This is a genomic window from Paenibacillus sp. 102 (assembly GCF_039549175.1).
In the GTDB taxonomy this organism is placed as follows: domain Bacteria; phylum Bacillota; class Bacilli; order Bacillales; family Bacillaceae_G; genus Bacillus_A.
In genome coordinates, this window is sequence record NZ_JBCGHT010000004.1 from 114,158 (window position 1) to 126,164 (window position 12,007).

General features: G+C 35.5%; 8 protein-coding genes, 2 pseudogenes and 1 riboswitch. Of the genes and pseudogenes, 5 read left to right on the plus strand and 5 right to left on the minus strand.

All coding sequences use genetic code 11. The annotated features are described in order from the left end of the window. The first annotated feature begins 126 nt into the window (after positions 1 to 126). Positions 127 to 1,191: a CotS family spore coat protein gene (locus tag AAIE21_RS12720; protein ID WP_343267122.1), complete on the plus strand. Its 1,065-nt coding sequence runs from the start codon at positions 127 to 129 to the stop codon at positions 1,189 to 1,191. A gap of 243 nt (positions 1,192 to 1,434) precedes the next feature. Here the strand turns inward: AAIE21_RS12720 and AAIE21_RS12725 are convergent, their stop codons facing one another. Together AAIE21_RS12725 and AAIE21_RS12730 are read right to left on the minus strand one after the other, a co-directional pair. After that, positions 1,435 to 2,637: a M20 family metallopeptidase gene (locus AAIE21_RS12725; RefSeq protein ID WP_343267123.1), complete on the minus strand. Its 1,203-nt coding sequence runs from the start codon at positions 2,635 to 2,637 to the stop codon at positions 1,435 to 1,437. Positions 2,638 to 2,729: 92 nt separating this feature from the next. Beyond that, positions 2,730 to 2,834: riboswitch (SAM riboswitch) on the minus strand. An 86-nt stretch (positions 2,835 to 2,920) separates the two neighbouring features. Beyond that, positions 2,921 to 5,230: an AAA domain-containing protein gene (locus tag AAIE21_RS12730; protein ID WP_343267124.1), complete on the minus strand. Its 2,310-nt coding sequence runs from the start codon at positions 5,228 to 5,230 to the stop codon at positions 2,921 to 2,923. Positions 5,231 to 5,343: 113 nt separating this feature from the next. Here AAIE21_RS12730 and AAIE21_RS12735 point away from each other — a divergent pair, with 113 nt between their 5' ends. Together AAIE21_RS12735 and AAIE21_RS12740 are read left to right on the plus strand one after the other, a co-directional pair. Beyond that, positions 5,344 to 5,736, plus strand: a complete 393-nt coding sequence (locus AAIE21_RS12735) for a VOC family protein (protein ID WP_343267125.1) — start codon at positions 5,344 to 5,346, stop codon at positions 5,734 to 5,736. Positions 5,737 to 5,865: 129 nt separating this feature from the next. Further along, positions 5,866 to 6,353: pseudogene (locus AAIE21_RS12740) on the plus strand (DinB family protein). A 444-nt stretch (positions 6,354 to 6,797) separates the two neighbouring features. Here AAIE21_RS12740 and AAIE21_RS12745 read toward each other — a convergent pair. The 3 genes from AAIE21_RS12745 to cuyA form a co-directional block, all read right to left on the minus strand. Beyond that, entirely contained in the window at positions 6,798 to 7,238 is a 441-nt protein-coding gene (locus tag AAIE21_RS12745; RefSeq protein ID WP_343267126.1) for a YaiI/YqxD family protein, read from the minus strand. 484 nt (positions 7,239 to 7,722) lie between these two features. After that, positions 7,723 to 8,112: a cupredoxin domain-containing protein gene (locus tag AAIE21_RS12750; protein ID WP_343267127.1), complete on the minus strand. Its 390-nt coding sequence runs from the start codon at positions 8,110 to 8,112 to the stop codon at positions 7,723 to 7,725. 1,022 nt (positions 8,113 to 9,134) lie between these two features. After that, entirely contained in the window at positions 9,135 to 10,130 is a 996-nt protein-coding gene (gene cuyA, locus AAIE21_RS12755) for a D-cysteate sulfo-lyase (protein ID WP_343267128.1), read from the minus strand. A 206-nt stretch (positions 10,131 to 10,336) separates the two neighbouring features. On the opposite strand from cuyA, the pseudogene AAIE21_RS12760 reads away from it, so the two are divergent. Further along, positions 10,337 to 10,627 (plus strand): annotated as a pseudogene (locus AAIE21_RS12760) (class I SAM-dependent methyltransferase); the annotation flags it as partial. A 261-nt stretch (positions 10,628 to 10,888) separates the two neighbouring features. Further along, on the plus strand, positions 10,889 to 11,914 hold the full coding sequence (locus AAIE21_RS12765) for a serine hydrolase domain-containing protein (RefSeq protein WP_343267129.1): 1,026 nt from the start codon (positions 10,889 to 10,891) through the stop codon (positions 11,912 to 11,914). Positions 11,915 to 12,007 lie beyond the last annotated feature (93 nt).

Genomic DNA, 12,007 nt, shown 5'->3' on the forward strand with positions numbered 1-12,007 from the left:
AATCGAGCACCCTTTTCCAAATACCAAACACAAAATAGGTAAAAGCTCTACTTTTTATCCTTAAAGGCGAATGGCTAGAACAACCAATTGTCTTGTACCATAAAATAATAAGAGAATATATAAAGGATGGTGACATATGTGGAAAAACTCACAGAAGAAGCAGAATATATATTATCGCCTGAAGAGGAGAGCAAATTACTGGTATTAGCTGAAACAATGATTCAAGATTGGGATATTACTGTAAATGCGATTGAATTAATACAGGGGGGACAACTTGCATTAGTATGGAAAATTCATACACCGGATGGGCCTATGTGTTTAAAAAGAATTCATCGCCCAGAAAAGAAAGCGTTATTTTCTATTCATGCACAAGATTATCTTGCAAAAAAAGGAATGCGTGTTCCAAGTATTATTCCTAACAAAAATAATCAGTTATACACAAAACATGGTCCATTTTTATTTGTCGGATACGAATGGATTGAGGGAAGACCTTTCGAACTTACTATGCAAGAAGACCTTGAAATGATTATGAAGGGGTTAGCTGACTTTCATCTTGCGTCTATTGGTTACAAGCCGCCACCAGGAGTGCCTATTTTCACAAAACTCGGACGTTGGCCAAACCATTATATTAAGAGATATCAACAAATGGATATTTGGAAAAACCTAGCTGCAAGTACTCAGGATGATCCATTTTCACAATTGTACTTAGCTGAAATTGATCCTTTTATTCTAGAAGCAAAACATACACTTCAGCGACTATTAGATTCTGAATATACAGCCTGGACAAATCAATTACAAACAACGCCTAACCTGTGTCATCAAGATTACGGTACAGGAAATTCTCTCCTTGATCCAAACAATCAAATTTGGGTAATTGATTTAGATACCGTTTCTTTTGATCTTCCAATTCGTGATTTGCGTAAAATGATTATCCCTTTATTAGATACAACGGGGGTTTGGAATGAGGATCAATTTAATATTATGATTAACGCTTACGAATCAATTTCCCCTCTAACAGCTGAACAAAAAAAGATCATGTTTATCGATATGCTATTTCCATATGAACTTTACGATGTAATTCGTGAAAGATATGTTAGAAAATCGCCTCTTCTTCCTAATGAACTTGCCGAAGCCATGGAATATGAGAGAATAAAATCTAAAGCTTTAAATACTTTAATTGAGAAATTTTAAAATCTAATACTAGTATTTAGTCATCCTATTTTCCACAGATTATAACTGTATCCAAACACCTACTCTTTCCATTAATAAACTTCTTTATAAGCAATAATTTATTATCTTTACTCTGACATCTAATTATATTTGTCAAATAAGAGGATGAAGTGAAACTAAAAATAAGGAGCCTACTAAATAAACAGCAGGCTCCTTTCACTATCATTTTTTCAATACCAAGGTCTAACCAATTATATTTCTACATCACTGATTCCGCTGTGTTTCTTTAAATTCTTCCTTAATTTGAGCAAGCGTTCCTTCTTCTGTAATTAATCGGTATGCTGCATACGCTAACGCTTTTGCAGATGTAATTAATGCTTTATCGCCAAGTTCCGAACAAGCTGCTTCTCTAAATTCATTTGTATGAGCAATTAAATCATCTGGACCAATTTTGATGTAAGGATGAATCGTTGGTACGACTTGACTCACATTCCCTGCGTCAGTTGAACCAATTCCCAGTCTCTCTTTACGATTTACATTTTCCCCGAGTAGTTCTAATTCCTCCGCAACCACTTCATTAAATGTTTTCGTCACTAATAATTCATCGATTTCATTTTGGAACTGATTGATTTTTACTGTTGTTCCTGTTGCTAGTGCGGATCCCTGTGCAATATTTCGTACCTTTTCAGTTACTTCAGCACATTTTTTACGTGTTGCTGCTCGAATGAAAAAGCGAGCTGATGCGTAATCTGGAATAATATTCGGTGCCTTTCCGCCTTCAGTAATGACACCATGAATTTTCACATCTGCTGGAAGTTGTTGACGAAGGGCATTAATCCCATTGTAAAGCTGAATAATCGCATCTAATGCATTAATTCCTTCCTCTGGTGACGCTGCCGCATGTGCAGCCTTTCCATAAAAATGAAAATCAAGTGGATCAACTGCTAGTGATGGACTTGTTGTTGCTGTTTTTCCGCTTGGATGAATCATAAGCGCTGCATCAATATTGTTAAACAAACCCGCCTTCACATAACTTGCTTTTGCACTTCCATTTGGACCACCTTCTTCTGCTGGTGTCCCAAATACAACGATTTCACCGCCAATTTCTTCAATTGTTTCTGATAATGCAATCGCTGCCGCAACACTTATTGTGCCAATTAAATTATGACCACACGCATGACCTAATCCGGGCAAAGCGTCATACTCTGCTAAAAAAGCAATTGTAGGCCCTTGTTTCCCTGAGCTTTTCCGTGCAATAAAGCCTGTTTCATGTCCTGCTATATTGTGTTGCAGTTGAAAACCTGCACTTCCTAGTAATAAGCTTAATGTTCTTGATGCAAAAAATTCTTGATTACCAATTTCAGGATCCGCATGAATATCATGACTTGTTTTTAAGTATTTTTCTTTATTTCTTTCTATACTTTCAGCAATAATATTTCGATGTGACGTTACTTGTGTTGTTCCCATTTCTCCATTCCTCCTTTAAATTTCCACATAAAAAAACCTCTTTCTAAAAGATAGAAAGAGGCTTGAAAAATACAGATTCAAAAATGCCTTCTTTCTTATCTTTCAAGTCTTTCACTTGCTGGAATTGGCACAGTATTCATATTGAATCCGCTGCCGAGGCTTCATAGGGCCAGTCCCTCTACCTCTCTTGATAAGAAAATCGTTTTTGTTTTCATAAAATTATATTAAATTATTTTCATTCTAGTTTTATTCCGACTAAATGTCAAGGAATTCCGATCTGATTTTACCGAATATCTAAAAACCCTTTTAAAACGCCAATCGTTTCAGGTGCCTGCAGTCTTGCACATATATAAGGGAATTCTGGACTTCCTTCAAACATCATTTGCGACGTTAACGGCGCACCTACCCAAAAGATTTCATCATCAATACATACAAATGGGAGTGATTTATTTTGCCTTTGTACTCTTACATTTTTCAACGGAATGGGTCCATCGCTATATATTGTGACTTGCGCCGCTGTACGCATTAATGCCTGCCATACTCTTTTATCTACCTGTCTTGTACTTGGAAGCGAAATAATAATTTTTTGTTTTGCTGACAGAATATCTTTTAATAATGCTTTCGTCTCTTCCAAATTCATTTGCATAAACCATCTCAAACGCTTTGTAATTTTTCGTTCTAACAATGGACGTGATGTTGTACGATCATATACATTTCCATGTCTTTCTATGTGAGAAGTTAAGTGAGATAACGCTTGTTTTCTTGAAAGATTTTTCCGCATATACTGACAGTCCGATAACTGAATGAACTTCCCTCTTGCCCTTGTAACTGCAACGTTTACAAGACGATGGTTCTTATGATCGAAGAATAATACACCTGGACGTTCCTGGGGATAACTATCTACCGTATCAAATATCATCATGTCTCGTTCAGATCCTTGGAACTTATGAACTGTCGCTGCTAGAACAGGTGTATTCCGGTACTTTGTTTTTTGCAATAGTTCTCTTATACATGTTGATAAGAAACGGGACTGCGCTCGGTATGGTGTTACAATTCCAATAGATTGAACGCCATCTAATAATCCAATTAAAATCATCTGCATTGCAACTAAACCAGACATAATATTAAAACGCGAACCAGAAGCTGCATCTTTTAAAGAATAAGCTCCCATCAAACTTGTATCGAACAGAGCTGTCGCTTCATTTGCAAATGGCTGTAATTTCGCTAATTCTTGTCTTGCCGAGACAGAAGGATGATCGAACACCCTATTCTTATAAATAAATGAATTTGTAAATTTAGATATATCCGCATGCATCCGTCTTTGTTCTTGCAGCATAAATAAATTCGGATGTGTTTCATAACTATTTACTGACTGCACAATCCCCGCATGATAAAACATATCCTCCCCTAACCACTTTCTAACAAGCTCATGATTTGCCATCGCAATCGGAGGTAACTGTAAAAAGTCACCACAAATGACAATTCGCTTACCAAGAGAAGCAGCTAATGCAATTTGCGGCACATACGCCATACTCACTTCATCTACAACAACTAAGTCAAATGTTCGTTCATAAACAAGAGAATCAATTGCGCATTTGGATAACGTTGCACCAATTACTTGTGCATTTTCAATATATTCTCTTTCCACTTCTTTAATCTTCGCTCTTTGTTTTCTAAGATCGCCTTCAATTTCTTGCATACGCTTTTTATCAGAAGCAGTCGCTTTATACGATAAGATTTTTTGACGAAGATCTTGGCGCATTTCTTCTAAATAAAGCTTCTCTTCTCCCCATGATCCATTCGTCGTTTCCACTAGTCTAGAAGCTAGCAACGTATCATGATTACGTATATGTTCATGTTGACTAAATCCATAACGGACAATTTCTCCTGGTGTCCACTTTTCTTTCTTTTCGATTTGCTTTGTTACTTCACTCATTAATACATCAACTGCCGCATTACTATGAGCAAGTACAAGCACTGATTTTCCTTTTTGATAATGAGCCGAAATAATACGTGATAAGTTATAAGTCTTTCCTGTTCCAGGTGGTCCCCAAACATATGTCGCCCTATTATAAAAAGAACGATACGCAAGTTCATTCTTCGGATTTTTCATCTTCTCCATATGCTTTGGTGTACTCTTTCCATCTAAAAGACGTTTTACTCGCTGACGTTTTTGTTTATCTTTTCGTATTTCTTTCAACCGTTCTTGTAATTGTTCTAATAACTGCCATGGTTCACTATATAAACTAGCTTCTCTTATTTCACCTTGTATATAATCATTTAATTTCAATTCGATTTCTAATCCATGTACAGATAGCACTTCTCCCGTTGCTTCTTCACCATCAAATTCAATTCGAATCGGTGTACCCTCTGGTAAGCTTACTTCCGAAATAAGCTGAAATACATAGACTGTACTCTCATAATCTGTATATAAAAAACGACCATTTATAATAGATAGCTTACTACCACCTATCGTTTTCCAATGTTTAATTTCATATGCTAACGCTTGGTGCCACTCTTTCATTGTTTCCGTTAATGAAGGAGTTTGTAAGGTTGTGTTCATACTGTTGTCTCCTTCCTTCTCTCCAAACATACTTTCTCACTATATCATAGAACACGCTAAAATTTGTAAGGTTTTTATCTTGCTTATTTTCTTAATTTTCAATATTATGATACATATGAAATTTATGGAAAGAAGGAATCAACATGCCAGTAAGAAGAATTGAACACGTTGGAATCATGGTTGCCAACTTAGAAACATCTATCTCATTTTATGAAAAAGTGGTTGGACTAAAACTGATTAAACGTATGGGACATCCAGATCCCAACTTAAAACTTGCTTTTTTAGGTGTAGAAGGCGCACCAGAAACAATTCTTGAATTAATTGAAGGCTATAACCCTTCTCTTCCAGCAGAAGGAAAAGTACATCATATTTGCTTTAAAGTGGATTCTTTAGAGAATGAGATTGAAAGACTGAAGAAGTTAGAGGTCACTTTTTTATTAAGTGAAGAAATTGAAACATTACCGGATGGAACTCGTTACATTTTCTTCGCTGGTCCTGATGGGGAATGGGTGGAGTTTTTTGAGACTGAGCGATAAGATAAAACATATGTAGGTGATTTTTTCATACTCCGTACAAAGGAGGATGATGAATCACCTTTTCAGTCACATCCACTACTGTATAATTTCATGCTCATACATCATATTTCTCGTTAACACTTTAATAATATAGTCGTTTTTATCCGTTTATGGGCAAATGAAGTTATTTTAAATCACTTAAAAGAACTACCGCAAGACATTTTCCATAAGGCAGTTAAGAGTGGTTTTTCTTCGGTGGCAAAAGTAATGTCTCACATATACCTCACAGATTTAGCCCCTGGATCGAGATTATTTCTGGTAAAAGCATGAGTGATGCAATGGCACACACAAACCAATTGAAAGAACAGCTGGAAACAAAAAATATTGAGGAAATGGAAACTAGTTTTTATGAATTATCTAAACGATATAAAGAATTTTTAAGTAGTCAACAAGATTATGAAAAAGTGTTCGAGGTTGATAATCCATATGCGGGGCTCCTGGATACGACGGTTTCTGAAACTATACTACACGTCGTCACCCACGGATCATATCACCGTGGGAATATAGCTACAATGTTGCGGCAAATGGGTCATACCTCTGTTATGCAAGATTTTGGACTATTTCTATATTCAAAATGAAGAAATTTTTTGTTGGATGTGCTCGTAATCATCGTTAACTATGGAGGATATGAATGATAAGCGATGAAATCAAATCATAATCACGAAAACCTCAGCAGAGTAATGAGTTCACGTGCTCTAAAGCGAACACTTTTAGCCCGACAGCTTCTTATAAAACGATCCAACATGTCTACTCCGGATGCCCTTGAGCATCTAATCGGAATGCAGTCTCAAACACCCAATTCACCTTATGTAAGTTTATGGAGCAGAATCGGGCGCGTTTATTTAGAAACGCGTCTTTTCTTGTATGTTAATTCATTTGATAAAATATGGTACCATTAATCCGGTACATCAAATAATTATAATGTTTATTCATGTGAGTTTAGTGTAAGGTTTAAAAAAGAACTGAAATACTTGTCACAATATTATTTTTCTAGGTTTTCCTTAAAAATGGACGGTTCATTTTTAAAGTGAAATCGCTCTTTTAAAAATCTCCCTAAATTTCTCCCTATCCTCTGATGTAAATGGTTTTGGCCCCTTTGTACGCTTTCCGCTTTTTCGAGCCATTGCACTTAAATAACGTGTTTGTAATAATTGGTCAATGTTTTCATTTGTATAGCTATACCCATTATGGTGAAGAACCGAACACCCTTTTGCTAAACCTAGCGAAGCAAGACCATAATCTTGCGTAACGATTATATCTCCTTTTTCTGCTAACTTCATAATCCGATAATCCGCAGCATCTGCTCCAGAATCAACATAAATCTTTTCCACCCCTGATGGTTGTTCCGCATTAGAAAAATGAGAAAAGCTAGTAACAAGGATAACAGGAATTTCAGCATTTGTACCTTCAGAGATAATAATATCTTTTACCGGACAAGCATCTGCATCAACATAAATTTTCATCTTTATCACTCCTATAAATAAGTTCGAGTTGATGATAATGGCAGATTTAGCTTTTGTCAAATGAAGATGCTTTACTTAAAATTATAAAAAAAACAGTTATTCCATTAAAGGGCGCTTTAATGGAATAAAAGAAGGGCACATATTATACATGACTAATATGTGCCCTTCTTTATTTTTAAGGATTTTTACAATTTAGGTCTTGATAACTTTAAAACGGTACATCTTTTTTATAAACGGTACGACTTTATTTCAAAGCTACATCGCGTCTTTCTTACAAACATCGTGACTTTTGTAGCCTTGGAATACAGTTTGATTAAATTAACTTAATAAATCTTGATAAAAGAGCAAATAGAAAAAGCGTGTTTTGAAAAATAGATTGATCAAAACACACTTTTTCTATAATCAATTAAATCATCCTTTTATAAAAAAGTTTGATAATTTTTGCGATCCTTACTCAATTAATGCGCTCGATTGGCCCTGCTTGTTATTTGACTATTACTTTTCCATCCATTCCTTTCTGGAAATGGTACCGACATATCAGTTCATATGTACCGGGCTTTTTAGGTTTTACGGTAATGTTTTTTTCTTTTCCCGGCTGGACTTCGGCGTCAATTCTGAGCTTTTCCACTGTGAAGGTGTGCTCTTTCTTACCTTGGTTTTTCAATATCAACGTTGTCGTTCCTTCAATCGGAATAGTGATGACTTTCGGATTAAAGTAATCATCATTCAACTCGACCTCAATTACTTTCACTGACTCAATAGGCTGTGTTACGACGCCGGATTCGGCAAATACACTGAGTGAACTTGGAGTTGTCACAACCACAATCATCGCAAGCAAAACGACCAATCCAGTTAACCACTTTTTCATAGACATTCGCAATCCTTCCTTTCCTAAGCACTATTGTTTTCCAATTCATAAAATATTATCACTATAAATGGGGCTCCAACGTGCTTCAAATAGTAACTCTTTTATCTGAAACAGTGACAAAGAAAAAAGATCGACTCTAATAACGATCTTCTGGAATCCATTCTTCTTCAATTAACCTGCACCATGAGTTTAAGTGTAATACTTCACATTCAAACAAAATATTTTCATCATCTTTAAGTTGTTATTCAACAATCTGGCCCGATTGTTGAACATACAGGGAACGGGATGCATTAGATTTTTTATAAACCTCTGCGTATTGCTACTTTTTCCTATTACATCTAAATATCCAAATACCTCATCGCAGGAATTACAGGTATTTCTCTTTCATCATCCACCACCTTAAAATAAGATCATAAAGTAAACATATTAAACTAGAATTTATAAGTATAGATTATAATTCTAATATGTATTAAAAAAGAGGATATTAGCTCTTATATTGAACTAACTATCCTCTAATAATCATAGTACAGTTAATCTTCTAAACAACTTTATTATTCGTGAGCATATAAGTTTAAAAGACTATAGTGATACGCATTTATTTTGTATAATATTGTAAATGACAAGTTTTCATCCTATCATTTATATGAAAGTACCATATGTTGCTACCCAAAAAAGGAGGTATATATTCATGCAACCCAAAATCCATACTTGGAAAAGTTACACATTCATAACTTTTAGTGTATTAAGTACCGCAGGACTGTTTTTGATTGTTCCTATGTTGGATTGGTTCGGGCCCCATACAGTTACTCCTGTGACAAACTCTACATTGGGTATGACTATTTTATCCATTATAATGGCAATCGTTTCATTTTGTAGTTCAACCGAAAGGAAAATTTTACCGATAATCGGTCTAATTTTGACTCTATTTAACACTGCTATTATTTTATTTTTCCTCTGGTTTGGTTATCATTTCACTCATTGAACATAAAAAATAAGCACTGGATCATCCAATGCTTATTTTTATGTGCTTAGGCAAAAAGAGAAGTATTCGCATATAACGCCGGTGAACCACCTGAATGTACAAATAGAATGTTATCCTCTTTCTTAAATGTCCCTTTTCGGATTAAATCGATGAGTCCAGCTGCAGCTTTACCCGTATATACTGGATCAAGTAAAATCCCTTCTGTTTTTGCTAAAAGCTGAACAGCTTCTACCATTTCAGGTGTTGGTAGAGCGTATCCTGGTCCAACATACTCATCAAAACACGTCACTGCCTCACGCGGAATAAAGTTTGGAATGCCAATATGTGCTGAAGTTTCTTGCACAAGCTTGAATACTTTTTCTTCTTGTTCAGCTTTGCCGCGACTCACATTGATTCCGATTACCGGTATCCCCGTTTGATTTCCATAAAACCCAGTAATTAAACCAGCATGCATGCCTCCACTACCACTTACACAAACGACTGCATTGAAATCAATTCCTTGTTCAAATGATTGGATCATAATTTCCTGTGCACATGCAATGTATCCCATTGCACCAGTAGGATTGGATCCGCCAACTGGAATGACATATGGTGTCTGCCCTTTTTCCACTACTTTTTCTGCCACTTTGTGCATCTCTTCCATAAGGTCTGCTCCGTTTGGCACAACAATAACGTTCTCAGCTCCTAGTAAATGATATAAGAAGTAATTCCCATTAAAATCTGGTTTTTCTGCTGGTTCAAGACCTTCTTCTAATACAAGAATACATTTCATTTTCTCTTTTACCGCCGCTGCTAATGTTAAACGACAATGATTAGACTGAATACCACCAGCAGTAATTAATGTGTCTGCACCTTTCGCCTGTGCATCTGCCACAAGAAACTCTAATTTTCTCGTTTTATTTCCACCAGCCGTTAAGCCAAGTAAATCATCTCTTTTAAAATAAATAGAAGGCCCACCAAGCACTTCAGAAAAATGATTTAACTTTTCAATTGGTGTATGTGATTCTGTATATTTCTTTCTTGGAAATTTTGCTAAATTCATACTAACTCTCCTTTTCTATTCACGATATCCCAGTACTCTCTGCTTACTGATAACATCCCTTATATATTCAATAAACGAAAACTATATGTACTCCAAATAATTTCAGGAAGTTCTCAGAACAGGTGATTTTTAGGAAACATTTCTCAGTATACTTGATTCATCTAAGTAAAGCGACTCTAATGATGAAAAACAGAACTAAAAATTATCAGGTATCACCAGGAAGCTCGATTGTTTTTGATTATGCAGACGAAAAACTATTCGAAGAAAAAGGAACCTCTAATAGAGTTGAAAATATGGTGAAAATGGCTTCAATAGGTGGAGAACCAATGAAATCATGTTTTTCTTACTCTGAAATCGAGAAGATGTTAGAGAAGTCCGGTTTATTAATTTACGAACACCTATCACCGGCTCAAATTCATGACCTTTATTTTAAGAATCGAAACGATTACTTATCTGCCTTTGAAACGATTCATTATCTTCATGCTGTAAAACAATAGAATGCACCGAAGATACACATTGCTCTTCAACCTGAAAAAAACCTATTCCAGACTCTAATTCTATATGGAACAGATACATTGAATCATCGAAATAACCAAGAATAAAAATGCCCCTTGATGAAAGGGGCTATTTTTTATTCTCGGGAATGTATGTCCTGTTAATATGACACAAACTTAGGGACTTTTGCAGAATGAATAAAAGGATTTTCACTTTGAAAAGAGGAATAATACATTACTATCGGTTCATGAGGAGGATTCATTTTGAGCAATCGAGTTTTTAACCACACTAAGGCAATTCATAACATAATAAATGAACAATTTTCTGGGGCTATTTACATCAAGGATAACAATGACGTCTTATTTGAATCTGCATTTGGTTATGCGAACAGGGCTGATCAAAAATTAAATACCGTTCATACACGCTTCGGAATTGCATCTGGCTGTAAGTTGTTTACAGCTGTTGCGATTTGCCAACTCGTTGAAAAAGGTTTCCTATCATTTGAAACTCGTCTTGAAGATTGTTTGAACATACAATTTCCGCATTTTAGCAAAGAGATAACTATTCATCACCTTTTGACTCACAGCTCTGGAATACCGGACTATTTTGATGAACAAGTCATGGAGAACTTTGAAGACCTTTGGAAACAAACACCTATGTATCTCTTAAATGACGCAAAAGATTTTCTTCCTTTATTTCAAAATGGGGAGATGATGTTCCATCCCGGAGAAAAATTCCACTACAATAATGCTGGATTTATTGTTTTAGGTTTAATTGTGGAACAACAATCAGGACTTTCTTTTACCGACTATATTGAAGCAAATCTCTTCCAACGATGTAGAATGAATGATTCAGGATATTTCTCTTTAGATCGACTCCCCAAAAACACTGCCTATGGGTACATAGATAATAAAGATGGAACATGGAGGACAAATACCTACTCGATTCCAATAAAAGGTGGAGCTGATGGTGGTGCTTTTATCACACCATCAGATATGATCAAATTTTGGAAGGCATTGTTTAATCATCAGCTTTTAAGTAAAGAATACACAGACACACTTTTACATTCACAAATACATGTGAAAGATGGGACAGATTATGGATATGGACTTTGGATCAGTAAAAGTGAAAGATCTATAATTAAGTATCATGTAATGGGATATGATCCTGGCGTAAGCTTCCATTCTGCTTTTTATCCTAAATCAGGAATCATGGCAGCGATCCTTTCAAATAAAAGTTCTGGAGCCTTTGAAGTAATGAAGGGAATTGAAGAAATTTTCGAGATATAGTTAAACTTTTTTATCAAGGCAATTCGTATCAATTTGAATAAAGCTTATTCTAAAGCAACATCAATACGTATACCGTCGCTGGTACACACTGCT